We start from the raw sequence: 25,279 nt of genomic DNA, 5'->3' as shown, positions 1-25,279 counted from the left end.
GCGAACATGCCCGTCTACACCGCCCCCGTCCGCGACACGCGCTACATCCTCGACCACATCGTCGAGATGCAGAACTACGGCAACCTGCCCGGCTTCGCCGACGCGACCCCCGACATGGTCGAAGCGATTCTCGGCGAGGGCGCCCGCTTCTGCGAGGAAGTGCTGACCCCGCTCAATCGCGTCGGCGACGAAGAAGGCTGCAAGCGCAACGACGACGGCAGCGTCACCACTCCGACCGGCTTCAAGGATGCCTACAAGCAGTTCTGCGAGCTTGGTTTCACCTCCCTGTCCGCCCCGGCGGAGTTCGGCGGCCAGGGCCTGCCACACGTGCTCGCCACGGCGATGAGCGAGTATATCCTCTCGGCCAACCAGAGCTTCGAGATGTACAACGGCCTGACCCAGGGCGCGATCGCCGCCCTGCTGGTCAAGGGCAGCCCGGAGCAGCAGCAGACCTACCTGCCCAAGATGGTGGCCGGTACCTGGACGGGCACCATGAACCTGACCGAGCCGCATTGCGGGACGGACCTCGGCCTCATCAAGACGAAGGCCGAGCCGCAGGCGGACGGCAGCTACAAGATCAGCGGCACGAAGATCTTCATTTCGTCCGGCGAGCACGACATGGCGGACAACATCATCCACCTGGTACTGGCCAAGATCACCGGCGCCCCGGACAATGTGAAGGGCATCTCGCTCTTCATCGTCCCAAAGCACCTGGTCAACGAGGATGGTTCGGTCGGCGAGCGCAATGCGCTCTCCTGCGGCTCGATCGAGCACAAGATGGGCATTCACGGCAATTCGACCTGCGTGATGAACTATGACGGGGCGACCGGCTGGCTTGTGGGTGAGCCAGAGAAGGGCCTCGCCGCCATGTTCATCATGATGAACGCCGCCCGCCTGGGCGTCGGCCTCCAGGGGCTCGCCCAAGGCGAAGTCGCCTACCAGAACGCCGTCGCCTACGCGAAGGACCGCCGCCAGGGTCGGGCCCTGCGCCCCGACCAGCGGGATCCCGATGCCAAGGCGGACACCCTGTTCGTCCACCCGGACGTCCGCCGCATGTTGCTCGAAGCCAAGGCCTTCAACGAGGCGGCGCGCGCGCTTGTCCTGTGGGGCAGCCTCCAAGTCGACCTCAGCCGCAAGGCCCCGACCGAAGAGGACCGGCAGACGGCCGATGACCTGATCAGCCTGCTCACCCCCGTCATCAAGGGCTATCTGACCGACAAGGGCTTCGAGGCCGCGGTCAACATGCAGCAGGTATTCGGCGGCCACGGCTATGTACGCGAATGGGGCATGGAGCAGTTCGTTCGCGATGCCCGCATCGCCCAGATCTACGAGGGTACCAACGGCGTCCAGGCGATGGACCTCGTCGGCCGCAAGCTGGCCAAGGACGGCGGCCGCGGCGTCCGCGCCTTCTTCGACGTGGTCAGCCGGGACATCGCCGACGCGCGCGCCAAGGGCGATCCGGCTGGCATCGCTGCCCCGCTGGAGCAGGCAATGGGACACCTTCAGGCCTCCACCATGTGGCTTGCGCAGAACGGCATGGCCGATCCCAACAACGCGGGCGCGGGCGCGGTGCCCTACATGCACTTGATGGGCCTGGTGACGCTCGGCTGGATGTGGCTCAAGATGGCGCAGGTCAGCGCCCGACTCGAGAATGAGCCGGGCGAGGACGCGACCTTCCACCAGACCAAGCTCGCCACCGCTCGCTTCTACGCGCAGCGCGAATTGCCTAAGGCGAGCGCCTATCGCGGTCAGATCGAGGCGGGTGCGGAAACCATCATGGCGTTGCCGGTCGAGGCGTTCTAAGCGCCTCGCCCATGATTGATCTGAAGGACAAGCTCGCGCTGGTGACCGGCGCGTCGCGGGGAATCGGCGCGGCGTCGGCCGAAGCGCTCGCCCGCGCCGGCGCCCACGTCATCCTCGTCGCCCGTAACGGCAAGGCGATGGAGGAAGTCGAGGAGCGGATTCACGCCGCCGGCGGTTCGGCCACCATCGCGCCACTCGACCTCACCGACGGCGAAGCAATCGTGAAGCTGTCGTCGGCAGTCGCCGAGCGCTGGGGCAAGCTCGATATCCTGATGCTCAACGCCGGCATGCTCGGCAGCCTGACGCCGGTTCAGGACATCGAGCTCAAGGAATATGGCCGCATCCTCAACCTCAACCTCGTCGCGAACCTTGCGCTGATCAGTGCGTTCGATCCGTTGCTGCGGCGGTCGGACAAGGCTGAGGTGATTGGCGTGACCAGCTCGGTCGGGGCCAAGCCCCGCGCGTTCTGGGGTGCCTACGCGTCGAGCAAGGCCGCGCTTGAGAGCCTACTCGGCAGCTACGCCGACGAGACCGCCTATGCGAACAAGCTGCGGGTCACGATACTCGACCCTGGCGCCACACGCACGCGTATGCGCTCCCTCGCCTTCCCGGGCGAGGAGCCGGAAGAGGTGAAGCCGCCCGAAGTGGTCGCGGAGCGTATTTTGGTTCTGCTCGGGGAAGAGCGGGAAACGGGCGCCAAGGTACGGGTGGACTAGCGCGCCGTGGCCTCGGCCAGGCGATGGAAGAACGCCTGCCGGTCCGCCGCCATCTTGTCGTCGACCGCCTTCGGCCACGCTGCCACGGTAGCGATCACTACGTGCCGGGCCGGATCCATCCAGATCTGCTGTCCGAAAATGCCGCTAGCGCGATAGCCGCCCGGCTGCACCCACCAGAAGTATCCGTACCCCCAGCCCGGCTGCTGCGGGAAAGGCACATGGATCGATGTTGCGTCCTTGACCCAGCCAGGTGTCAGCAACCCCCGCCCATTCTCCAGCGTCAGCTGCCCGATGCGCGCATAGTCGCGCAGCCGCATGGACACGCAACATCCAGCGATCTCGCGCCCATGCTCGTCGACCTGCCAGTAGGCGTCGGCCTCCATCCCATACGGCCGCCAGACCTTCAGCGAGGCATAACGACTGATCGGCATTCCGACCGCTCGCCGCAAGATCGTGCCCGCCAGGTTCGTCTCGCCGGTATTGTAGTTGAACTTGGTCCCCGGCGCCGCCGCCCGGCCAAGCGTTTTCATGTAGGCGACGATCACGTCCTCGTTCGCAGCGACCGGCCTTGAGAACATCTGCGCCACATCGCTCTTCGGGTCGGCATAATTCTCGTTCCAGGCGGCTCCCGAAGACATGGTGAGAACCTGCTGCACCGTGACTCCGTCATAGGCGCTGCCCTTCATCTCCGGGATGAAGCGGGTCACGGGGTCGGAGAGCTTGAGCTTGCCATCCTTCACCGCCGCGCCGAACAGGGTCGACGTCAGCGATTTTGCGACGGAGAAGCTGGTCCAGCGCCCCATGGGCCCGAAGCCGCGTGCATAGCGCTCCAGCCGCACCTTGCCGTCCTGCAGCACGATCAGCCCGGCGATGTTCTGGTCGGCGATATACTTGTCGACATCGGCCGCGGGCACCGAAAGCGGCGTTCCGGCGGGCAGCGGGCGCACCTTGCCGCCGGCCTTGATGGTGACGGTCGGAAACAGCTTTTCCATCCGCCGAAAACTCGCGTCCCGCTGCGCCTGGCTCCAGAACAGCACCTCGGCGCCGGCGCGCCTGATCTGCTCACGCGAGGCCTGGTCGACGGGCATGGAGTGCTGCGCGGCAGCAGGCGCCGCCAGCAGCACCGCGGCTGCGGTCAGGATCACGCGCATTACTTCACTCCCCCTTTGTCATGGTGACTTGCGCCACATCGATTCCGCGACCGCGAAAGCCGCCCTCGCAATACATCAGATAGTAGCGCCATAAGCGGTGAAAACGCTCGTCGAAGCCGACCAGCCGGCCGTCCTGCACCGCCGCGTTGTAACGCTCCCGCCACAGCCGCAACGTCTCGGCATAGTCGAGACCGAAGCCGTCGCGGTCGTCCCAGCTCAGCCCACGCTCCTTGGCGAGGATGGCGAAGCGAGGCTCGTTCAGAAGCATACCGCCCGGGAAGATGTAGGTCTGGATGAAATCCGCGCTTGCTGCATAGCGGTCGAACAACTCGCGACGGATGGCGATGAACTGCAAGGCTGCGCGTCCACCTGGCCGAAGCGCGCCTGCGATGGCGTCGAGATACGCCGGCCACCAGCGCTGGCCGACCGCCTCAACCATTTCGACCGAGGCGACGGCGTCATAGCTCGCGCGATGCTCGCGATAATCCTCAAGCCGGATCGTAATGCGGCCTAACAAGCCTTCTTCCGCGATCCGCCGCTCCGCCCAAGCCTTCTGCTCCGTCGACAGGGTAAGCCCCGTCACGACCGCCCCGCGCTTGGCGGCGGCGATGGCCAGCGCACCCCAGCCGCAGCCGATCTCCAGCAAGCGGTCGCCGGGCTTCAGCGCCAGCCGGTCGAGCAACAATTCGACTTTCCGGTGCTGAGCTTCCTCCAGCCCGTTCACGTCCGCCGAAAAGCGCCCCGAAGAGTAAGTCATGCTCGGGTCAAGCCAGGCGGCGTAGAAGTCGTTGCCCAGGTCGTAATGCGCGGCGATGTTCTCGCGCGCCTGGCCGAGCGCGTTATCCCGCCACTGGTGCGCCAGCCAGTTGAGCAGTCGAAACGGCCCCTTCGCCCGCGCCGCTCCGCCCAGGCTCTCGGCATTGAGCATGAACAGCTCGAACAGCGGCACCGGGTCGGGCGACGACCACTCGCCCCGCTCCCAGGCCTTGTACCAGCCGACGCTGCCGGAAGTCGCCAGCCGTACCATCGCCAGCCAGCTGTGCAGGCGCACCAGTGCTTCGGGCCCCGGCGCGTGGAAGCCGACCTTCCGCTCTTCCCCACTCGGCAGAACCCCGTGAATGCCGCCATGAGACAGGCGGGCGTGCAGCTGGTCGACCACCTTGCGGAACGCAGGCGCCGCCAGTCGTCCAATCAGTCCGCCGCCCGTTGCGAACGTCCGGTCCGCCTTCAGGAGATGCGCGCCACGCGAAGCCATCCAGCTCCCTTAGTCCGGTACTCGCCTCTCGCGAAAGGCCTGCAGCGCGCGTTCCCGCGCTTCCTTATGCCCAATCAGCGGCTCGGGATATCCCGCAGGCGCCGCTCCCCGCCCCCAGGGATCGTGGATGTCGGCGTCGGGCAGGTGCGCCAGCTCCGGTACCCACCGCCTGATATAATCCGCTGCGCCAAACTTCTCGGATTGCGTGAGCGGCGCCATGATTCGGTAGAAGGGCTGGCTGTCGAAGCCCGTTCCCGCAATCCACTGCCAGTTCTGGCCGTTATTGCCGTAATCGGCATCCACCAGCGTGTCCCAGAACCAGGCTTCGCCCCGCCACCAGGGGATGAGAAGATGCTTGACCAGGAAACTGGCGGTTACCAGCCGGGCCCGGTTGTGCATCCAGCCCGTTGCCCACAGCTGGCGCATGCCGGCGTCCACGAAAGGGTAGCCGGTGCGTCCCTTCTTCCACGCCCGGAAGTCCGCGTCCGCCGCCTTGCCCTCACGGTAACGAATGCCGATCGGCCGCTGCTCGCGTGAGCCGACTTGGGGGTCCGCCAGTTCGACCGAGCGGGAGAAGTCACGCCACGCCAGCTCGCGCCGAAACTTGTCGCCAGCGCCTTCATCTACACCGTGCCAAACCTCGCGTGGGCTGATTTCGCCCCAATGCAGATGATGCGACAGGCTTGAGGTTCCCTCCTCCGCCGGTCGGTCCCGCTCCGCTGCGTAGCGTGGTGCGCGTCGGGAAAAACTCTCAAGCTGCCTGGCCGCGCCCGCCTCGCCCGGGTTCCAGATGTTGAACCCGCCCGCCCAGTTCGGCTTGCTTGGAAGCAATTCCCAGCTGTCCAGCGTGTCGCTCTGAGGCAGCTTGGTCGGAGCAACGATCCGTCGAGGGGCTGGTCGCGGCTCGGCCGGGGGGCCCTTGGCCTCCAATGCGCGATAATAGGGTCCATATATCTTGAACGCGCCGCCCGAGCCGGAGCGGATCCGCGATGGTTCATGAAGGACGTCACCTTCGTGCAGCGTCAAGCGGTCACCAAGCTCAGCCTCCACCTTTCTCCACCACGGTTCGTAATGGCGCACCGCATGGATGGCTGCCGCACCAATCTCGTCGGCCACCCTGGACACCACCTCGGCCGCGCGCCCGCGTCGAAGGATCAGCGCCCCGCCCTTCTCCGCAAGCGCAGCACCCAAACGCGCAAGGCTATGATGCAACCACCAGCGCTGGGCTCCACCGATCGCCCATTGAGCGGGTGTCTCGTCGTCGAGGACGTAAAGGGCGACCGTCGGCCCCGCCTGCGCAGCGGCGGCAAAGGCCGGTTGATCCGCCAGCCGAAGATCCTGGCGCAGCCAGACGAGTTGAGGTTCGCTCATCGACGCGTTCAACGACGAAGAGCGCGCCGGGAGCCATTAGGCCGTTGGTCCGTGTTGCCGCCGCTCAGAGTGGCTTGGCGAACCAGATGTGGTGCCTCGGACCTTTGCCGTTGGACCGCGCCCGGACGACCTTCTCCTCGATGGAGAAGCCCGCAGCCGCCAGCGTCTTGCTGAAGCGGGCATCCGACGAAGCGGACCAGATCGCCAGCAGCCCCTTCGGGTTGAGCGCGCGGCGGGTCACGGACAGACCACCGGGCTCGTACAGCCATTGGTTCTGGGCGCGGACCAGCGCGTCGGGGCCGTTGTCGACGTCGAGCAGGATGGCGTCCCAGCCCCCTACCGCGATCTCGTCGGTGACATCGCGCAAGGCTACCCGCACCCGCGGGTCATCGAGCCCCCCGGCGGTCAGTGCCGCCATCGGCCCGCGAGCCCAGTCGATGATCTCAGGCACCAATTCGGCCACGGTGACCTCCGCATCTTGCGGCAGCTTCGACAGCGCGGCACGCAAGGTGAAGCCCATTCCATAGCCGCCGATCAGCCAGCGTTGTTTAGGCCGGGAACCGAGCCGATCAGCCGTCAGGGTGGCAAGCGCCACCTCTGACCCCGACTGCCTGCTGCTCATCAGCTCCTCGCGCTCGAGCAGGATCATGTGATCCTCACCGCGCCTATAAAGCCGCATTTCAGGGCCGTTCGGGATCTGCGCCGACGCGACGAGCGTGCGGGGGATCACAGCAACTGCCCCCGCCACTGGAGACTACTCAGCGCGCGGTTCCTTCTCCACCATCCAGCTCTGGCCCTTGCTGACCAGGCCTTGAAGGTCCGGCTTCTTTCCGGCGCTCACCGCGCGGTTCTGCTCGAGCACGGCTTCCGCGAAGGTCGGCGCGGGGTCCTCATAGATAACGCCAAGCGCCACCGGGAAGCCCTGCCCCGGCATCTCGACGAGCATGTGGGCGAGGGTCCGGTTCTTCGGATCGTGAACCAGCACCGCGGGATCGTCTTCAGCCACCACCTTGAGCGTCAGCGTGTCGTGATCCAGCGCGATACCCTTGCCGCCGCCTGCGAACAGCATCTTTTCGCCTGCCTTCAGCCAGAGCTGCATCTCGCTCGCGACCTCACGCGCGGTGAAGGGCGCGAACACGTCGTCGTTGTAGACCACGCAGTTCTGGAAGATTTCCACGAACGCCGCGCCGCGATGGGCGTGAGCGGCCTTGAGCACGTCCGGGAGGTTCTTGTTCACGTCGATCCCGCGGGCCACGAACCGCGCCCCGGCACCCAGCGCAAAGGCGCACGGCCTTGCCGGGCGATCAACTGAGCCGAACGGCGTCGAAGGAGAGCGCGTGCCGATCCGGCTGGTCGGCGAATATTGCCCCTTCGTGAGGCCGTAGATCTCATTGTTGAACAACAGGATCTGGCAGTCGAGATTGCGGCGCAGCACGTGCATCGTGTGATTGCCGCCGATGCTGAGCGCATCGCCGTCACCCGTGATGATCCACACGTCCAGCTCGGGATTGGCGAGCTTGATCCCCGTCGCCACCGCCGGCGCGCGGCCGTGGATCGTGTGGAAGCCGTACGTCTCCATGTAGTAGGGAAAGCGGCTCGAGCAGCCGATACCCGAGACGAACACCGTCTTCTCCCGGGCGACGCCGAGGTCCGGCATCGTCCGCTGCACGGCCTTCAACACCGCGTAGTCGCCGCAGCCGGGGCACCAACGGACCTCCTGGTCCGAGGCCCAGTCCTTGGCAGTGGTCTTCTCGATGGGGGAAAGGTCGTTCATGTCAAAGCAGCCAATAGAGGAGCGCCACGACCGCGATCAGCATCACGATCAGCGGAAAGGGGTTGATGGGCTTCACCGATCATTGTCCTCGCGGACGATGCGGCCGTCGTCGTGCCCGCTGTCCGCAGTTGGAAGCTGGCCAGCGTCGGGACGAAGGTTACCCGGCGTGGTGCCGCCAAGCGCTTCGGCGATAGCCGCCTCGATCTCGACGATCTGGAACGGCTGACCGGACACCTTGGTCAGCGAACGCGCATCGACCAAATACTGGTCCCGCAGCACGGTCTTGAGCTGCCCGGCGTTCATCTCGGGCACAATCACCCGGCCGAACCCGTGCAGCAGCTCGCCAAGATTGGTGGGCAGCGGCCATATGTGGCGGATATGGACATGAGCCACGTCGTGCCCGCGCGCGCGCATCCTCCGCACCGCCTGGTGGATCGGCCCGAAGGTCGAGCCCCAGCCGACAACCGCCAGCTTGGCCCCAGGCTGACCCAGGCAAACGTCCTGCGCCGGAATGTCGTCGGCGATGTTCAGCACCTTCTGGTGCCGCTGCCGGGTCATTTCGGCGTGAGCGCCCGGCGAGTAGTCGAGGTCGCCCGTTCCCGGGTTCTTCTCGATGCCGCCAATGCGGTGGGTCAGGCCCGGCGTGCCCGGCTTTATCCACGGCCGCGCCAGCTTCTCGTCACGGGCGTAGGGCAACAGCTTGCCGCTTCCGTCACGCGGCGTGTCTGATCCGGCGAACGTCACCGGAAAAGGCGCGAAGCCGCTCATGTCGGGCACCTTCCACGGCTCGGCCGCATTAGCGATATAGCCGTCCGTCAGCAGCATCACCGGCGTCATGTAGCGGACGGCGATCCGGCACGCCTCGATCGCGCATTCGAACGCATCGGCTGGGGAGCGGGCAGCAATCACGGGCAGCGGGGCATCGCCGTTGCGGCCATAAACCGCTTGATAAAGGTCCGACTGCTCCGTCTTGGTCGGCAGGCCGGTCGAAGGACCGCCACGCTGGGAATTGACGATGACCAACGGAAGCTCGGTCATGAACGCCAGCCCCATTGCCTCGGTCTTGAGCGCGATGCCCGGGCCCGACGACGAGGTCACCCCCAGGCTCCCGGCATAGGATGCGCCGATCGCCGCGCAGATTGCCGCGATCTCATCCTCCGCCTGGAAGGTGGTGATGTCATATTCCTTGAGCCGGCTGAGGTGATGCAGCAGCGGCGAGGCTGGCGTGATCGGATAGGAGCCGAAGAACATCGGCAGCTCGGCCAGCTGCGCTCCGGCGACCAGTCCAAGGCCCAGCGCCTCGGCGCCGGTCACCGTGCGGTAAAGGCCCGGCTCGGCGGGGGCGGCAGCGATGTGCCGCGGCTTGACCGCCGCGCCCATCTCGACCGTCTCGCCATAGGCGTGACCAGCATTGAGCGCGGCGATGTTGGCCTCGGCCAGCTGCGGCGCTTTGGCGAACTTGGTCTTGAGCCAGTCGATGATAGGGTCGCGGCTGCGGTCGAACATCCACAGCGCGAGGCCCAGCGTCCACATGTTCTTGCAGCGCAGCGCCTCCTTGTTGCCAAGGCCGAACGGCTTCACGGCATCCAAGGTCAGCTGGCTGATATTGAACTTGACCAGCTGCCACTTGGCGAGGCTGTCGTCGTCCAGCGGGTTCTGCTCGTAACCCGCCTTGGCGAGGTTTCGAGCGTTGAACTCGCCCTCGTCGGCGATGATCAGGCCGCCTTCGCGAAGCGCGCCGACGTTCACCTTGAGGGCCGCCGGGTTCATGGCCACCAGCACGTCCGGCTGGTCGCCGGCCGTGTCGATCTCCGTTGAGCCGAAGTTGATCTGGAAGGCGCTGACGCCGAAGGTCGTGCCCTGCGGAGCTCGGATCTCGGCCGGGAAGTCGGGGAAGGTCGCCAGGTCGTTGCCGGCCAGCGCGGTGGACAGCGTGAACTGCCCACCCGTCAGCTGCATGCCGTCACCGCTGTCGCCGGCAAAACGGACAACAACCGCTTCCTGCGGCACGTCGGCATGGGATTCGTCTGGGGTGAGCAAGTGGGTGGCCGTGGCCATCATCGGTCCTGATGCTTTGGAGTTGTTGCTCATCTAGCGCCTGCAACAGGCTTTTGCGAGCTTATCGTCATGCTAAGGTGACAAGATGACCCAGCCCTTCGTTCGCCCCGACGTTCGCGCCTTCCTCGACATGCTTAATGGCCTGAACGGCCCCAAAAGCCACGAGGTGGGTCCCGAACAGGCGCGCGGGATGATGCATGCATCACGCAAGCTGTTCGACCAAGAGGTGGGCGAACTTGCTGTCATTCGCGACCTTGCCGGTGGCCCTTGCCCGATGCGCTTGTTCGACGCCCGCTGCGAACGCGGACCTGGTCCTGTTCTGGTCTTCTATCATGGTGGCGGTTTTGTGCTGGGCGACCTGGACACGCATGCCTCCGCCTGCGCCGAGATCGCGCGGCTGATCGACTTTCCGGTGGTCAGCGTCGACTACCGCCTCGCCCCGGAACACCCTTTCCCCGCCGGCGTCGAGGACTCGATCGCGGCCACTCGGTGGGTCGCGGACAGCCCGGCCGAGCTCGGTCGCAAGGTGACCGGCCTCATCCCCTGCGGCGACAGCGCCGGCGGCAATTTCGCGATCGTCGCCACCCTGGCGCTACGCGACGAGCCGGCCGCCGTCCCGGTGGTCGCGCAATGGCCGATCTACCCCGCCGCCAACCCAACCGAGGGCTATCCGAGCTTCACCGATTTCGGTGAGGGCTATCTCCTCACCCGCGAGGGGATGGACTGGTTCGACCAATGCTACGCGCCCGATCGCAAGGATTGGCGTTATGACCCGCTCCACCAGGATCAGCGCGGAATGCCGCCGACGCTCGTCGTCACCGCCAGCCTCGACCCGATCCGGGATCAGGGCCGGGCCTATGCCGCCGCTTGCGCACAGGCCGGGGTGTCCGTGATCTACCTCGAGGCCGAGGGCACCATTCACGGCTTCCTCAACCTGCGTAAAGCCCTGCCGAGTGCCCAGGCTGACCTCGAACGCTGCATCGCGCACCTGAAGCTGCTGGTCGCCTAGGCCGCAGCCCGCTTCGGACCACAGTCCGCTCGACGCGCGCGCAGCCGGGCGAGCGCATAGTCGTAGAGTGCGAGGTCGAACGGGTTGATGGCGAGGATGGCATCGCTCATCCCGGCCGTGTCGCCCGAACTCTCCTGAGGCGGCGTGACGTTCTCACGCGGGATGTCGGCCAACCCGAACTGCTCGCCGAACCAGGCCAATGAGCGCTCCGGCTCCTCGCAGACGTAGAAGCATGGCATCCTGTCGATCAGCGCCACCGCCGCCGGCAAGTCGATCTCTGCCGGGAGTTGCCAGGGCGATTGGGTCAGCTGCCGTGCGTGGTGGTTCTCGGTGTACACCCGCACCCGTGGATCGTCAGTGAGCACAAACTCCTCGAAAGTGCGGTCGCGTGCAAAACGAACGGCGAAGAACCGCGGGTGAACCAGATCCTTTTCCGGGATCGGAACTGAGCGGAAGAACCGGTAGAGTGACCCGACGCGGGAGACCGGATGACGGAAGTTGGTGACCACCTGATGGCCGTCGTCCACGGCTCGGAAGATGTCCGCGCCGAAGTGGCCGGCATAGAAGCGAAAGCCTCGGGCGAATTGGTAATTTCCAGCATTGCGGATGTGGTCGACCGTGTCGTTCTCGATGACCGGAGCACATTCCTCGGGCGCAAAGCGTCGGTGTAGGGCGGTCCGGAGCGAAACGCCGCCCGCTTTGGCCAGGTGGAAAAAGAACAGGCCGTCCAACGCAAACCTCAAGCCAGTGCCGTGCCAAGCCATCTCGTGAAGACCGAAAAGGAATGGTTAAAGCCGCGTGGTGCCGGTCTGCCAAGCCGGAACGGGACTGCGGGCAAGCGACTTCCTCGCTTGCGTCCGAATGGACCGCCCTCCATCTCCTGCCGCATGGCCAAGGACGAGAATTACCGCCGCGGTGTCGGCATCATGCTGCTCAATGCGGACAAGCAGGTCTGGGTCGGCAAGCGGATCGATAACACGGACGAAGCCTGGCAGATGCCACAAGGCGGCATCGACCCGGGCGAGCAGCCATGGGAGACAGCGCTTCGGGAACTGGAAGAAGAAACCGGAATCCCGCAGTACCTCGTCGAGCGGATCGCCGATCATCCAGAGCGGTTGCGCTACGACCTGCCCGAGGAGCTTCGTCACAAGCTGTGGGGCGGCAAATGGAAGGGACAGGAGCAGGACTGGTTCCTGTGCCGCTTCCTTGGCCGGCAGTCGGACGTGAACATCGCCACCAAGCACCCGGAGTTCGACAGCTGGAAGTGGGTGCCGGCCCACACGCTCCCGGACCTCATCGTCCCGTTCAAGCGCGACCTTTACCGCCGCCTGATCGAGCATTGGGACGAGTATCTGTAGTTCTCCCGTTCGCGCGCGGCGTGCGAAGCAAGCCGCCCGTCAAAGATGGCCGCATTTCTCCGCCCGCTGCGCTGATTGAGCATCGGCCCGGTGTGGCCTTCCGGGCTCCGGCTCGCTAGGACGCACTCATGGGGGAATTGACCGCAGCTGAGCAGTTTCTGGTGGAGTACGCCGCCTCCGCGCCGATGCTCGACCAGGTACAGAACTGGGCCGCAATCAACAGCGGTTCCGGCAATCTTGACGGCCTGAACGCGATGGCCCGCCTGCTCGCCGATGCCTTCGCCGGCCTTCCCGGGCAACCGCAGCTGGTGGAGCCTGCGCCGGTAACGGCGATCGATCGCGAGGGCGCCGAGCGCGCCGTCGGTAATGGCCGGCATCTTCACCTCGCCGTTCGCCCGAGCGCACCGCTCCAGCTGCTTTTCACCGGCCACATGGATACGGTCTATCCGGCTGATCACCCGTTCCAGCAGCTTGCCTGGCGCGAGGACGACATCCTCAATGGCCCTGGAGTTGCGGACATGAAGGGGGGCATCGCGGTGATGCTCGCCGCCCTCCGCGCGCTGGAGGCGAGCCCGTTGTCCGCCCGCGTCGGCTATGAAGTCGTCATCAACAGCGACGAAGAGGTCGGCTCCCCCGCCTCGGCCGGATTGCTGGCGCAGGCTGCGCGGGGCAAGCGCGCCGCGCTTACCTACGAACCCTCGGCTCTGCCGGACGGCACACTTGCCGGCGCTCGCCCAGGAAGCGGGAACTTCAGCTTCATCGTCAGCGGCCGTTCGGCGCACGCCGGCCGGAACCCGCAGGACGGACGCAATGCGGTGGTGGCGGCCGCCGATCTCGCGCTTCGCCTGACCGCACTGATCGAGCCGGGCCTGACCGTGAACGTCGCGCGGATGGATGGGGGTGGCCCCAACAATGTCGTGCCGGACCACGCCGTTCTGCGCGTGAACCTGCGCCCAGCCACGCCGGAGCTTCAGGCAAAGGCAGACAGCGCCATCACCGATGCGGTCACCTCCGTCGCCACTTCACATGACGTTGCTATCCACCGGCACGGCGCGTTCGGCCGACCACCCAAGCCTATGACTCCGTCGCTGGAACAGCTGTTCGGCCTTGTCGCCCGTGCCGGTGCGGACCTCGGCCAGCCGATTAGCTGGCAACCGTCGGGAGGCGTGTGCGACGGCAATAACATCGCCGCCTGTGGCGTACCGGTGGTCGACACCATGGGCGTTCGCGGCGGCGCCATCCACTCCGCGGAGGAATATCTGATCGTCTCGTCTCTCGCCGAACGTGCCGCCCTGTCGGCGCTGACCATCGCTCGGCTGGCGCAGGAGGCGGCATGAGCTTCCGGGTCCGCCCCGCCACGCCCGACGACTTCGATGCCATTTACGAGATGGCGAAGCTGACGGGCGGCGGGTTCACCAACCTTCCGGCCGACAAGGGCACTCTTGTCCAGAAACTCGCCCGCTCGGAGGACGCCTTCGAACGCGTCGGCGATGAACAGGGCGACGACTGCTACATCTTCGTGCTGGAAGACCCCAAGGCCAAGCTGATCCGCGGCACTTGCCAGGTGTTCGGCAAGGTCGGCTCGACCGAAGCCTTCTACAGCTATCACCTGTCGACGCTCACCCAATGGTCGCCCGAGCTCGGCAAGACCTTCCGCAACCAGCTGCTGACCCTCACCACCGACCTCGAGGGGTCGAGCGAGGTGGGCGGCCTCTTCCTTCATCCCGGCATGCGCGCCGGCGGACTTGGCCTGCTGCTCGCCCGCAGCCGTTATCTGTTCATCAAGCAGCACCGGGCACGGTTCGGCGACCGCGTTCTGGCGGAACTTCGCGGGGTCATGGACGAGGGCGGCAATTCGCCCTTCTGGGATGCGCTCGCCGGCCGGTTCTTCGACATGAGCTTTCCCGAGGCCGACGCCTTCAACGCGGTCAACGGCACTCGCTTCATCGCCGAGCTGATGCCCAAGTCGCCCATCTACGTCTCACTCCTTCCTGACAGCGCCAAGGCCGTCATGGGGCAGCCGCACCCCACCGGCCGCGCTGCGCTTCGCATGCTCGAGGGCGAGGGTTTCGAGTTCGAGCGCTACATCGACATCTTCGACGGCGGTCCGACCGTCACCTGCCGCACGGACCAGATCCGTACCGTCCGGGAGTCGGTGGAGGAGAAAGTCGTGGCGATCGGCGAAGGGGGGACGATCAGGATGCTGCTCGCAACCGGTCACCTCAAGGGCTTCCGCTCTTGCCTGGGCCAGGTGCGCCGGACCGAGGACGGAGGCCTGCAACTCAGCACGGAAACCGCGAAACTGCTCGAAGTCTCCGAGGGCGACACCGTACTGTCGGTGAGCCGCTGATGTCGCTTACTGAGATCAACTTTGACGGGATCGTCGGCCCCAGCCACAATTACGCCGGGCTGAGCTTCGGCAACCTCGCAGCCATGCGCAACATGGGCGCATCCAGCCGGCCGCGAGCCGCCGCGCTGCAGGGTCTCGACAAGATGCGCGCCAATCTGGCGCTCGGCCTGACGCAAGGCCTGTTCGTGCCGCAGCCGCGACCTGCGCGCGGGTGGCTGGCGGAATTGGGCGTCGAGGCTGAGCAAGCGGATACCGCACTGCTCGCCAATGCCATGTCCGCCAGTTCGATGTGGGCTGCCAATGCCGCGACTGTGTCGCCGGGTCCGGACACGGCCGACGGTCGAACGCACCTCACCGTCGCCAACCTCAAGTCGATGCCGCACCGCAGCCATGAATGGCCCGCGACGCTGGCGCAGCTTCGTCTCGCTTTCGCGGACGACCGCTACTTCCGGATCCACGCGCCCGTCCCCTCTGCCTTCGGCGACGAGGGCGCGGCCAATCACATGCGGTTGACCGAACGGCACGGCGCACCTGGGCTCGAGCTGTTCGTTTACGGGGTAAGCGGGGGTGCCTTCCCTGCCCGGCAGCATCTCGAGGCCAGCCGCGCGGTCGCCCGGCTCCACGGCCTTGATCCGGAACGCACCTTGTTCGTGGAACAGTCGGAGGAAGCGATCGCCGCGGGTGCCTTCCACAATGACGTGGTCGCGGTCGCCAATGAACGCGTGCTGTTCGCGCACGAGCAGGCCTTTGCTGATCGGGACGGCCTGCTCGACCAGCTGAACACCCGCTTCCCTGCGTTCGAATATGTCGAGGTCGCAGCCGCGGACGTCGGCCTCGACGACGCGATCCGATCCTACCTGTTCAACGCCCAACTGGTGACCCCGCCGGACGGGCAACCGACGCTGATCATTCCCGAAGAAGCGCGTGAGACGACCAGCGTGTGGAACTGGCTCCAGCGCCACCTCGCCGGCAACGGAGCGATCCGACGTGTTGAAGTGGTCAACGTGCGAGAATCCATGGCCAACGGCGGCGGCCCCGCCTGCCTGCGCCTTCGGGTGGTCGCCGACCCGGCCGCCATCGACCCGCGCTTCCTGGTCGACGAGCCGAAGCTGGATCGCCTCTCTTCCGTCATCAGCCGCACCTGGCCCGAAGAGATTGCGCCAGCAGACCTCGGCTCGCCGCAGCTGCTTGCTCAGGTCGAGCAGGCGCGCGCGGCCCTGCTCGACACCCTCGACCTCTCCCAACTCCTCTAAGCTGCTCGCGCCTGTTCGACTGTCGGGATAACTGACAGTGTCTCAATATGGTTAATGCAAAAAGCCCGGAACTGCGCCAGTGGCACGGGGGTTGCTTAACCATATGTCGATGTTGAAGCGCCTTGGCCGCCTGTTCGTAATCCGCACCCGTTGGGAAGCGTGGGCTGTCACATGGGCCATCGCATTAGGCGCAGTGGAACGCGGGAAGCACTATCTGAACCTCTACCCCGGCTGGCTCGGATGGCTGTTCTTCGGTGTCTGCCTGCTGGTAGTCTTCATCGCCGGACCCAGGCTTCTCGACAGCGTGCGTCCTGCCTCAGCGGCGGCAGCCCGGGTCCGGGTGGCGCCGCGCCGCGTCAGTCGTAGTCGACCCAGAGTGTCCCATCGGCCCGCCGGTTCAGCGTCACCGAGCTGGTCTCGCAGAGGTTGACCCCACGCCAGGTGAGAGTGGCCCCGGCCGCCGTCGCCTTCACTTCGTAAGCGCAAAGGTCGGGATCGACAGAAACACCGGTCTTCGCACCCGGGCTCAGCCCAGGTGTCAGCGAATCCCAGCTGCCGCCTTTTTCCGGCTTTGCAGCCACATCGCGCAGCGGCGCGCCGGTCCCATTGATGATGGTGATGGAGTGCGGTGCACCCGCCGCCGATGAGCTCAGCGCAGCAAGCAGCGCCATTGCCGAAATCGCCCTGACCATCCCCGTTCCATAGCCGAAACGGGGCAGCCCGGGGAGTCGTCAGGCGGCGAGCTTGGTACCGCGCGGACCGTGGCTCTTGAACAATACAGTGCCGCTCCCCTGACTTTCGCTCAGTGGCAACGCCGTGCCGCAGAATCCGCATTCGGCCAGCATCCGGCCGATCAGCCAATGACTGCGGCCGCAGCCCGGACAGCGGTTCACTGCATTCTCGCGGTAGACAACGTGATAGCCACGCACGGCCGGATCGAACGCACGGCGCTGATTATCGGTCTGCTGGAGCATGGTAGGCACCCTCTCGCCCAAGAAATTCAGTTCGCTTGCTCAACGGTCGATGAACCGTTGGGTTTCGTCGGTAAGTCGAGAAGGTGAGGATGTCACCGCCAGAGCACAGTGCTGTCCCGGGGTGAGACGAGCCATGCGCGCGGCGACCGCCCTGTGGATATTTACCACTCGGTAGGACTCTTCACTCATGCTCTGCTAGCAAATTGACGTGGATTCAGCCGGGGACGGGCAGTGGAATCAAATCAGCGTTATTACTTCCGCCGTGCAGCGGAAGAACGGATGGCGGCGCAACGGGCGATGACCGATAATGCTCGCCAGTGGCATGCAAAGCTGGCGCAGCAGTTCGCCGCGCGCGCTGCCGAAGCCGAGGGGCTGTCGGCCGCCTGAAGGCAAGTGACGCCCGTGGCGTGAGCTGCCGGCTTGTCCCTTTACATCTTCGACTTCTGCGGCGCATGACGGGCGAGCTCGGGTCTCGCCTGCCAAAAGGCCGCTGATGCTTCTTTCCTTGCTTGTCATTGCCCTCCAGGGCGCCGCTCTTTCACCCTCTATAGAGTGCTCGAGGGCGAACGCGGCCCCGTGCGCGACATCAATCTTCTTCGACAGTGGTGAAGGATCGGCGATCCGGCCCGACTGGACCGGAAATCTCGACCTCGTCGCCGAGCGGCTGCGGGGCGGTGGCCACGCGCGCATCGACGCGTTCACCGATCGCTCGGGATCGTCCGCTGCCAATCGCCGAATTGCGGAGCGCCGTGCCGCCAGCGTTCGCTCGGCGCTGCTCCAGCGCGGCGTGCAACCGCAGGCGCTGGCAATCGTCGCGCACGGCGAGGCCGACCCGCTGGTCCCCACTGCAGATGGCGTGCGCGAGCCGCAGAACCGGCGCGTCGACCTGACGGTGATTCCTTAGTTCAACGCTGATCGGAAAATGGCGCGCCCGGAACGATTCGAACGTCCGACCCTCAGATTCGTAGTCTGATGCTCTATCCAGCTGAGCTACGGGCGCTTGCCGTGGGGGGCATCTAGGAGGATGATCGCAGGGGCGCAACCCCTTGTTGCGCAGGCTGCCGCTCCGTAAGGACCAGTCATGCGTCGCCGCGGTCTACTCCTGATCATCGTCGGTCTTGCCGCCTGCAGCACGCCCGGCGATGAACCGAGCCTTGCTCCTCGCGCCGCCGAGCGGATCGACCCGCGCGTACCCATCGCCGACACCAGCGGCAGCCTGCCCGCCAGCTCCGCGATCGCTGCCCAACTGGAGCGGCTGGTCGCCACCGCCCGCGGAGCGCAGGGCGATGCCGAGCGGGCGATCACCGCCGCCGAAGCCAGCGCTGCTCGCGCCGGCCCGCGCCAGAGTGAAAGCTGGATCGCCGCCGAACAGCTGGTGTCAGCTGCGATCGCCGCCCGCTATCCCGTCACCAAGGCGCTCGGCGACATCGATGCATTGACGTCTCGGTCGGTGAACCAGCTCGTCCCCGCCGACCTCGCCAACGTCACGCGGGCCGCGAACGAGGTCAGCGCCATCGACCGCCGCCACGCAGAGCGCCTCCACGCGGTCCAGCAGCGCCTCGGCGCCTAGGCCAGAGCCGCCTCACGGGCCGCAGGCCACTCGGCTGCATCGATCCGGTAGACGATCGCGGGATTGATATCGCTCGGGTTCGGAAAGCGACGATCGACAAAGTCGAGGTCTTCGCGGCGGTGCATGCCAAGCCGTTTCATCAACCCTTGGCTGGCGGCGTTTCCGGCTACGGTCATGGCGAGCACATGCGGCGCTCCATAGCGGCCGAACGCCAGGTCCAGCGATGCCATTGCCGCCTCCTTGGCATAGCCCTGCCCCCACGCATCCTCGCGCAGGCGCCAGCCGATCTCGAACTGCCCATGAAGCGGTTCACCGCCCGGCGCATTGACGCGCTTCAACCCGCAAAAGCCGAGCAGCGCGCCATCTTTCGTGCGCTCGACGATCCAGAAAGTGTGGCCGTAGTCACGCTGAAAGCCGTCAATGCGGTCGAACGCGGCGTCACGGGTCGCTTCGTTGGAAACCCCGCCCAGCCAGCGCATCACCGCGGGCGTGTTCGTCACCCGAGTGAACTCCTCCCGGTCATCTGGCCCCCAAGTCCGCAGCCGCAGTCGCTCGGTCTCGGCCAACACCTCAGCCATGGATCAGCCGCGCCGCGTCCACGGCATGATAGGTCAGGATGCCGGTCGCTCCGGCGCGCTTGAACGCCAGCAGCGTCTCCAAAATCAGTGCATCCCGCTCACCCGCACCGGCCGCCGCCGCATGCTCGATCATCGCATATTCGCCGCTCACCTGGTAAGCGAACACCGGGAGCAGGAACTCCCGCTTCACCGCCGCGACGATGTCCAGATACGGCAGCCCCGGCTTGACCATCACCATGTCGGCGCCCTCCGCGACGTCCAGCGCCACTTCCCGCAGCGCCTCGATGGAATTTGCGGGGTCCATCTGGTAACCGCGCTTGTCGCCCTTGAGCAGACCGCGCGAGCCGACTGCGTCGCGGAACGGCCCGTAGAAGGCCGAGGCATATTTAGCGGCATAGGCCATGATTGCCGTATCCTGCCGGCCTGCATCTTCCAGCGCGGAGCGGATGGCGCCGATCCGCCCGTCCATCATGTCGGATGGCGCGACGATGTCCGCACCCGCTTCGGCCTGCACCAGCGCCTGCTCGACCAGCACCTTGCTGGTCTCGTCGTTCATCACCCGACCCGCCGCGTCGATCAGGCCGTCGTGACCGTGCGCCGTGTAGGGGTCCAGTGCCACGTCGGTCAGCACGCCAACCCCGGGGCAGGCATCCTTTACCGCCTTGACCGCGCGGCAAATGAGATTGTCAGGGTTGAGCGCTTCTTCCGCCCGTTCCGATCGCAGACCTGCCGGCGTATTGGGGAACAGCGCGACGCATGGGATTCCCAGCGATGCGGCGAGCTTCGCCTGCTCACCGATCCGATCGACCGACCAGCGGCTCACTCCCGGAAGACTGGCGATCGGCTCTTCGCACCCGCTGCCGGCGCAGATGAACAAGGGCCAGATGAAGTCGCTTGGCGACAGTCGTTGCTCGGCGAGCATCGCGCGCATCCAGGGAGTGGAGCGGCCGCGCCGCATTCGCATGGCAGGGAAGGAAGCCGTCATGCCCCGCGTCCTAGCGGGAAAGAAGCGCGCTCCCAAGCATTCGAGAGCGAACAATGATCAAACCTCTCCCCAAACAAGCCGTGCTGATCGTCAATGCGATGAGCCGCAAGGGCGCTGATGCCTTCGAGCAGGCGCGCGACCTGCTGGTGGAGAGTGGAGTCGAACTACTCGCAACCCACGCCATCAAGGATCCGGACGCGCTTCGGCCAGCGGTCTGCCAAGCGCTGGCGGAGAAGGCACCGATGATCATCGTCGGCGGCGGCGACGGTTCGCTGTCATCAACGATCGACGATTTTCTGGGTACGGACACAGTTTTCGCCCTCCTCCCCCTCGGGACCGCCAACAGCTTCTCGCGAACGCTGGGTATCCCGCAGGACCTCGAAGGAGCAGTGCGGGTCATCGCCGAAGGCCGGAAACTCCGCATCGACCTTGGGTCGATCGACGGCGACTACTTCGCCAATGCGGCCGCCATGGGGCTGTCCCCAATGATCGCCGAAACGGTCCCGCACAAGCTGAAGCGCACCCTTGGAATGATCGGCTATCTGATCTGGGCGGCACGGGTCGCTATCCAGTTCAAACCCTTTCGGCTGACGATCGACGATGGCAGTACGATCCACCGCACCTGGGCGACCGAAGTTCGCATCTTCAACGGGCGCTTCCACGGCGGGATCGAACTAACGGACAATGCCTGCGTGCAGAGCGGACAGATCATGGTCCAGGCTGTCACTGGTCGAAGCCTGTTCGGCCTTGCCTGGAGTTGGTTCGCGACGCTCTTCAAACTGCGCTCGCGCGAGCAGACCGTCACCGAATACAAGGGCACCAGCCTGAAGCTTTCGGCCCGTCCGCAGCAGAAGATCTCAGTTGATGGCGAACTGTGCGCCTCGACCCCGTGCGAGGTCAGCGTGGCGCGCGCCGCGGTGTGGGTCGCAGCGCCCGTACCCGCCTAGCCGGTCGGGCTCATCCGGCCATCGGCCTCGCCGGCGGTCTCGGACAGCTCCACGCATTCGTCGGTAGCCGGTGGGACTTGCAGGCGGATCTTCCGCCAGTTGCCCTTAAGGTAATAGGCGGCCGCCAGCACCAGGTTGGACAAGGAACTGACCGGGAAGCTGAGCCACAGAGCGTCGGCACCAAGGTAGGGCCTGGCAAGGAAGATGAAGCCAAGTCGCACCGGGATCAGCCCGATGCAGAGGATGACCAGTGGCCCGACTACCGCGCCGTTGGCGCGGACCGTTCCGAACAGGACAAGGGTCACGCCGAACAGCAGGAAGCTCCAGGTCGCCATCCATTGGATGTGCCGGGCGATCGGCATGGCCGGGCTGTTCGGCCCCAGGAAGAGCGACAGTGCGGTTCGATCCGCGGCCGCAAGCAGGATCACGAGCACGCCTGTCAGGGCAAGGGTGGTGAACACGCCGGAGCGCGTGATCCGGCCAACCCGCTCCCACCGGCCCGCGCCGATATTCTGCGCCGCCATCGCGCTTACCGCCGCGCCTACCGCCATCGCGGGCATTTGCAGATAGGTCCACAGCTGCATCGCCACGCCGAACGCCGCTGTCGTATCGACGCCCTCGTGGTTCACCAGCCCGAGCAGTGCCAGCCCCGAAGCCGAAATGACGATCATCTGCAGGCCCATTGGCAGGCCCTTCTTCAGAATGATTTTGAGCAGCTCCGGGTCAGGCCGAAGATAGCGCAACTCCGCCCCGCGCAAACGCAGCGGCAGGTCGCGGGCGTAGATGTAGATGACCAGCCCGACCAGGGCGGCAGTGTTGGCGATGACCGTCGCGGTGGCCGATCCGGCGATCCCAAGCTTCGGAAATGGCCCGATCCCGGCAATGAAGAAGGGGTTGAGACCGCTGTCGAGGAGCACCGATAAGATCATGAACCAGAGTGGCGTCAGGCTGTCCCCGCCCCCGCGCAACGCCATCATCAGCAGGACCAGCATCAGCCCGCCGGGCATCGAAAGGAAAATGACCCGCAGATAGGCCAGCGCCAGCGGCCGCGCCGCCTCCGGCGTTGCGAGCAGGCTGAGCAGTTGCGGCGCGAAGATCCAGCCGAGCACCGCTACGGCGATCGCCACTAGGCTGAAGGCGCCGATGGCGGTCCCGATCACCCGCCGGGCCTGGTCGACCTCACGCCGCCCGAACGCCTGTCCGATCAGGATGGTCGAGGCCATGCCGAAGCCGAACACGAACGACATCAGCAGGAACATGGTCATGTTCGCATTGCTGGTCGCCGCCAGCGCGCCTTCTCCAAGAAAGCGGCCGACCCACACCGTGTTGATCGAGCCGTTCAGCGACTGCAGCACCGAGGAGCCGAGCGTCGGCAGCGCAAAGGCGATCAGCGTCCGGGTGATCGGCCCCTGCGTCAGGTCGCGGCGCCCACGCGGGGCGGATCGTGCTGCGGGGTCGCCGTCGGCCATCAGGTCCTCACTTGGACAATCAACCCAGCCGCGCCAACGCTGCCGCCAGCCGTTCGGCCTCGGCGCTGCGCGCCTCATGATCGGCCCGCGCCTTCTCAACCGCCTCGGGCTTGGCCCGCTCGGTAAAGCTCGGATTGCCGAGCCGCGCCGCAAGCCCGTCGCGATCCTTCTCGGCGACCGCAATGGCTTTGGCGAGGCGGGTGCGTTCAGCCGAGACGTCGATAGCTCCTTGGAGGGGCATGACCAACTCAGTTAGCCCGGCTGATATTCGCAACACGGCGCCTTCCCGCTTGCCGTAAACCGGCTGCCACGAGACCTTCGCCATACGAAGAAGTATGTCCTGATGCTTGTCGAGTAGCGTTTCTGAAGACGGCTCTGGTTGCTCGATGTAACCAATTAGACGCTCGCCCGGTGGAACATTCAGTTCGGTGCGAGCCGAGCGCACTTCGCTGACCAGGCTGATGAGCCATTCGATCTCGCCCTTTGCCGCCGCATCGACCGACGCCGCCGGCTGCGGCCACTTCGCGACGATCAGGTCGTACGGGCGCTCACCGACGCCATGCCACAGCTCTTCCGTGATGAACGGCATGAACGGGTGCAGCATGACCAGGATCTGGTCGAAGACCCAGGCCGCTACTGCCTTGGTCTCGTCGTCGAAGGCGCCCTTCACCAGCTCGACATACCAGTCGCAGAAGGTGCCCCAGGTGAAGTGGTAGATGGCGTCCGCCATGCCGTCGAAGCGCAGCTCGTCGAAGGCGCGGTTCAGCTTTGCGAGCGTCTCCACCACCTCTCCGATGATCCAGCGATTGACCGGCAGGATTGCGACCGGCGCCTCTACGGACTGCGACGGTCCGACCCCATTCATCTGCAGGAAGCGCGCGGCGTTCCACAACTTGGTCGCGAAATTGCGATAGCCCTCGACACGCTTCTCATCGAGCTTGATGTCCCGGCCCTGGCTTTCCATCGCGGTGAGCGTGAAACGCAGTGCGTCGGCGCCATAGCGGTCGATCAGCCCGAGCGGGTCGACCGTGTTGCCCTTGGACTTGGACATCTTCTGGCCCTGCGCATCGCGAACCAGCCCGTGCAGGTAGAGCGTCTTCCAAGGAACATCGCCCATGAACTCCAGCCCCTGCATCGCCATCCGCGCGTCCCAAAAGAACAGGATGTCGAAGCCGGAGATGAGCACGTCGTTGGGATAATGCCGGGTGAGGTCCGCGGTCTGCTCGGGCCAGCCGAGCGTCGCGAACGGCCACAGCGCCGAGCTGAACCAAGTGTCGAGGACGTCCTCGTCCTGCCGTAGCGGCCGGTTGCCAGCCTGAGTGCGCGCCTGATCCTCGCTCTCCGCGACATAGATGTTGCCGTCGTCGTCGAACCACGCCGGCACCCGATGTCCCCACCACAGCTGGCGGCTGACGCACCACGGCTGGATGTTCTCCAGCCAGTTGTACCAGGTCTTGGCCCAGCTCTCCGGCACGATCTTGATCGCGCCCGAGCGGGTCGCCTGCATCGCCCGCTCAGCCAGCGGCTTCACGTCGACATACCATTGGTCGGTCAGCCACGGCTCGATCACCACGCCGGAACGGTCGCCGAACGGAGTCGCGATGACCCGGTCCTCGACCTTCACCAGCGCACACTCGGCCTCCAGCCGCGCGACGACCGCTTTCCGCGCTTCGTCGCGGTTCAGGCCGAGCAGGTCACCGGGCACCAGCCCGTCCGCCGTCTGCACCACATGCGCCGAGGCATCGAACATGTTGAGCATATCGCGCGCCGCGAAGCCCGCGCGCTTGCCGACCTCAAAGTCGTTGAAGTCGTGGCCAGGGGTCACCTTCACGGCGCCGGAGCCGAGCTCCGGATCGGCATGCTCGTCGGCGACGATCGGGATCAGCCGCCCGGTGATCGGCAGCCGGATCTGCTTGCCAACCAGCGCCGTATAGCGCTCATCCATCGGGTGCACCGCGACCGCCATGTCGGCCAGCATCGTCTCGGGCCGCGTGGTGGCGACCTCGATGTGCCCGCTGCCATCGCCAAGCGGATAGCGCAGGGTCCAGAACTTGCCCTGCACGTCACGCGTCTCGACCTCTAGGTCGCTGATCGCGGTTTGGAAGCGCGGATCCCAGTTCACCAGCCGCTTGTCGCGGTACAGCAGCCCGCGCTTGTGCAGCTCCACGAACACCCGCGTCACCGCGGCCGAGAAGCCGGGGTCCATGGTAAAGCGCTCGTTCGACCAGTCGCAGGACGCGCCGAGCCGACGCAGCTGGCGGGTGATCGCGCCACCCGACTGCGCCTTCCACTCCCAGACATGCTCCAGGAATGCCTCGCGCCCGATCTCGGCCCGCTTCACGCCCTGGCTGTCGAGGTTGCGCTCCACGACCATCTGCGTGGCGATACCCGCATGGTCGGTCCCGACCACCCACAGGGCATCCTTCCCCTGCATCCGCGCACGACGGATCAGGATGTCCTGAAGCGTGTTGTCCAGCGCATGGCCGATGTGCAGGCTGCCGGTGACGTTCGGCGGCGGCATGACGATCGTGTAGGGCTCCGCCTCGCCCCGCTCCGGGCGGAACAGGCCGGTCGATTCCCAATGGTCATACCAGCGGGCCTCGATAGGGCCCGGCTCGAAGGTCTTCGGCAATTCGGTCATGACGGGCCCGTTAGCGA

24 protein-coding genes and 1 tRNA gene are annotated in these 25,279 nt (G+C 65.9%); 11 read left to right on the top strand and 14 right to left on the bottom strand.

Annotated elements, in window-relative coordinates; genetic code table 11:
- Positions 1-6: 6 nt before the first annotated feature.
- Positions 7-1,803, top strand: a complete 1,797-nt coding sequence (locus M8312_RS01335) for an acyl-CoA dehydrogenase C-terminal domain-containing protein (protein WP_250118599.1) — start codon at positions 7-9, stop codon at positions 1,801-1,803.
- An 11-nt stretch (positions 1,804-1,814) separates the two neighbouring features.
- Positions 1,815-2,519, top strand: coding sequence for an SDR family NAD(P)-dependent oxidoreductase (locus M8312_RS01330; protein ID WP_250118598.1), 705 nt, complete (start codon positions 1,815-1,817; stop codon positions 2,517-2,519).
- On the opposite strand, the gene M8312_RS01325 is transcribed toward M8312_RS01330, so the two are convergent.
- From M8312_RS01325 to M8312_RS01300, 6 genes are all read right to left on the bottom strand, one after another.
- Complete coding sequence (locus tag M8312_RS01325; protein ID WP_250118597.1) at positions 2,516-3,670, bottom strand: serine hydrolase domain-containing protein; 1,155 nt, start codon at positions 3,668-3,670, stop codon at positions 2,516-2,518. The two genes, M8312_RS01330 and M8312_RS01325, sit on opposite strands and share 4 nt — an antisense overlap.
- Positions 3,671-3,674: 4 nt before the next feature.
- Positions 3,675-4,925: an SAM-dependent methyltransferase gene (locus M8312_RS01320; RefSeq protein ID WP_250118596.1), complete on the bottom strand. Its 1,251-nt coding sequence runs from the start codon at positions 4,923-4,925 to the stop codon at positions 3,675-3,677.
- A 9-nt stretch (positions 4,926-4,934) separates the two neighbouring features.
- Positions 4,935-6,296, bottom strand: a complete 1,362-nt coding sequence (locus M8312_RS01315; protein WP_250118595.1) for a cryptochrome/photolyase family protein — start codon at positions 6,294-6,296, stop codon at positions 4,935-4,937.
- Positions 6,297-6,360: 64 nt separating this feature from the next.
- The gene (locus M8312_RS01310; RefSeq protein ID WP_250118594.1) at positions 6,361-7,026 is read right to left on the bottom strand and encodes a spermidine synthase family protein; all 666 of its coding nucleotides are present in this window, start codon (positions 7,024-7,026) and stop codon (positions 6,361-6,363) included.
- Between the two features lie 24 nt (positions 7,027-7,050).
- On the bottom strand, positions 7,051-8,070 hold the full coding sequence (locus tag M8312_RS01305; RefSeq protein ID WP_250118593.1) for a 2-oxoacid:ferredoxin oxidoreductase subunit beta: 1,020 nt from the start codon (positions 8,068-8,070) through the stop codon (positions 7,051-7,053).
- Between the two features lie 72 nt (positions 8,071-8,142).
- Positions 8,143-10,128 carry a 2-oxoacid:acceptor oxidoreductase subunit alpha gene (locus M8312_RS01300; protein ID WP_250119810.1) on the bottom strand — a complete coding sequence of 662 codons (1,986 nt, stop codon included), beginning with the start codon at positions 10,126-10,128 and terminating at the stop codon, positions 8,143-8,145.
- Positions 10,129-10,213: 85 nt separating this feature from the next.
- Between M8312_RS01300 and M8312_RS01295 the strand changes: the two genes are divergently transcribed.
- Entirely contained in the window at positions 10,214-11,137 is a 924-nt protein-coding gene (locus M8312_RS01295; protein ID WP_250118592.1) for an alpha/beta hydrolase, read from the top strand.
- Here M8312_RS01295 and M8312_RS01290 read toward each other — a convergent pair.
- The gene (locus tag M8312_RS01290; protein WP_250118591.1) at positions 11,134-11,868 is read right to left on the bottom strand and encodes a hypothetical protein; all 735 of its coding nucleotides are present in this window, start codon (positions 11,866-11,868) and stop codon (positions 11,134-11,136) included. The two genes, M8312_RS01295 and M8312_RS01290, sit on opposite strands and share 4 nt — an antisense overlap.
- Positions 11,869-12,024: 156 nt before the next feature.
- Here M8312_RS01290 and M8312_RS01285 point away from each other — a divergent pair, with 156 nt between their 5' ends.
- The 4 genes from M8312_RS01285 (at position 12,025) to M8312_RS01270 (ending at position 16,098) form a co-directional block, all read left to right on the top strand.
- Positions 12,025-12,495, top strand: a complete 471-nt coding sequence (locus M8312_RS01285; RefSeq protein WP_250118590.1) for an RNA pyrophosphohydrolase — start codon at positions 12,025-12,027, stop codon at positions 12,493-12,495.
- 128 nt (positions 12,496-12,623) lie between these two features.
- Entirely contained in the window at positions 12,624-13,832 is a 1,209-nt protein-coding gene (locus M8312_RS01280) for a hydrolase (protein ID WP_250118589.1), read from the top strand.
- Positions 13,829-14,845, top strand: a complete 1,017-nt coding sequence (locus M8312_RS01275) for an arginine N-succinyltransferase (RefSeq protein WP_250118588.1) — start codon at positions 13,829-13,831, stop codon at positions 14,843-14,845. Before M8312_RS01280 ends, M8312_RS01275 begins: the two co-directional genes overlap by 4 nt.
- Positions 14,845-16,098, top strand: coding sequence for an N-succinylarginine dihydrolase (locus M8312_RS01270; protein WP_250118587.1), 1,254 nt, complete (start codon positions 14,845-14,847; stop codon positions 16,096-16,098). The genes M8312_RS01275 and M8312_RS01270 overlap by 1 nt, the downstream gene beginning before the upstream one ends.
- A 356-nt stretch (positions 16,099-16,454) precedes the next feature.
- Here the strand turns inward: M8312_RS01270 and M8312_RS01260 are convergent, their stop codons facing one another.
- Both M8312_RS01260 and M8312_RS01255 read right to left on the bottom strand, forming a co-directional pair.
- The gene (locus tag M8312_RS01260; RefSeq protein WP_250118586.1) at positions 16,455-16,790 is read right to left on the bottom strand and encodes a hypothetical protein; all 336 of its coding nucleotides are present in this window, start codon (positions 16,788-16,790) and stop codon (positions 16,455-16,457) included.
- 39 nt (positions 16,791-16,829) lie between these two features.
- Positions 16,830-17,072 carry a hypothetical protein gene (locus M8312_RS01255; RefSeq protein WP_250118585.1) on the bottom strand — a complete coding sequence of 81 codons (243 nt, stop codon included), beginning with the start codon at positions 17,070-17,072 and terminating at the stop codon, positions 16,830-16,832.
- A 231-nt stretch (positions 17,073-17,303) separates the two neighbouring features.
- Here M8312_RS01255 and M8312_RS01250 point away from each other — a divergent pair, with 231 nt between their 5' ends.
- Complete coding sequence (locus tag M8312_RS01250; protein WP_250118584.1) at positions 17,304-17,459, top strand: hypothetical protein; 156 nt, start codon at positions 17,304-17,306, stop codon at positions 17,457-17,459.
- Between the two features lie 106 nt (positions 17,460-17,565).
- A complete protein-coding gene (locus M8312_RS01245; RefSeq protein ID WP_250118583.1) occupies positions 17,566-17,976 on the top strand; it encodes an OmpA family protein in 411 nt (136 codons plus the stop codon).
- Positions 17,977-17,995: 19 nt separating this feature from the next.
- On the opposite strand, the gene M8312_RS01240 is transcribed toward M8312_RS01245, so the two are convergent.
- A tRNA-Arg gene (locus M8312_RS01240) sits at positions 17,996-18,072 on the bottom strand.
- A gap of 81 nt (positions 18,073-18,153) precedes the next feature.
- Between M8312_RS01240 and M8312_RS01235 the strand changes: the two genes are divergently transcribed.
- Positions 18,154-18,642, top strand: a complete 489-nt coding sequence (locus M8312_RS01235; RefSeq protein WP_250118582.1) for a hypothetical protein — start codon at positions 18,154-18,156, stop codon at positions 18,640-18,642.
- On the opposite strand, the gene M8312_RS01230 is transcribed toward M8312_RS01235, so the two are convergent.
- Together M8312_RS01230 and hemB are read right to left on the bottom strand one after the other, a co-directional pair.
- The gene (locus M8312_RS01230) at positions 18,639-19,220 is read right to left on the bottom strand and encodes a GNAT family N-acetyltransferase (protein ID WP_250118581.1); all 582 of its coding nucleotides are present in this window, start codon (positions 19,218-19,220) and stop codon (positions 18,639-18,641) included. The two genes, M8312_RS01235 and M8312_RS01230, sit on opposite strands and share 4 nt — an antisense overlap.
- A complete protein-coding gene (hemB, locus tag M8312_RS01225; RefSeq protein WP_250118580.1) occupies positions 19,213-20,205 on the bottom strand; it encodes a porphobilinogen synthase in 993 nt (330 codons plus the stop codon). Before hemB ends, M8312_RS01230 begins: the two co-directional genes overlap by 8 nt.
- Positions 20,206-20,258: 53 nt before the next feature.
- Between hemB and M8312_RS01220 the strand changes: the two genes are divergently transcribed.
- The gene (locus tag M8312_RS01220; RefSeq protein ID WP_250118579.1) at positions 20,259-21,152 is read left to right on the top strand and encodes a diacylglycerol/lipid kinase family protein; all 894 of its coding nucleotides are present in this window, start codon (positions 20,259-20,261) and stop codon (positions 21,150-21,152) included.
- On the opposite strand, the gene M8312_RS01215 is transcribed toward M8312_RS01220, so the two are convergent.
- Both M8312_RS01215 and M8312_RS01210 read right to left on the bottom strand, forming a co-directional pair.
- A complete protein-coding gene (locus M8312_RS01215) occupies positions 21,149-22,621 on the bottom strand; it encodes an MATE family efflux transporter (protein WP_250118578.1) in 1,473 nt (490 codons plus the stop codon). The two genes, M8312_RS01220 and M8312_RS01215, sit on opposite strands and share 4 nt — an antisense overlap.
- Before the next feature lie 19 nt (positions 22,622-22,640).
- On the bottom strand, positions 22,641-25,262 hold the full coding sequence (locus tag M8312_RS01210) for a valine--tRNA ligase (RefSeq protein ID WP_250118577.1): 2,622 nt from the start codon (positions 25,260-25,262) through the stop codon (positions 22,641-22,643).
- Positions 25,263-25,279: the final 17 nt, after the last annotated feature.

It is taken from the genome of Sphingomonas sp. KRR8, from assembly GCF_023559245.1.
Taxonomy (GTDB): domain Bacteria; phylum Pseudomonadota; class Alphaproteobacteria; order Sphingomonadales; family Sphingomonadaceae; genus Sphingomicrobium.
The sequence above is the reverse complement of the archived record's forward strand: the minus strand, read 5'-3'. Positions and strand labels throughout refer to the sequence as shown.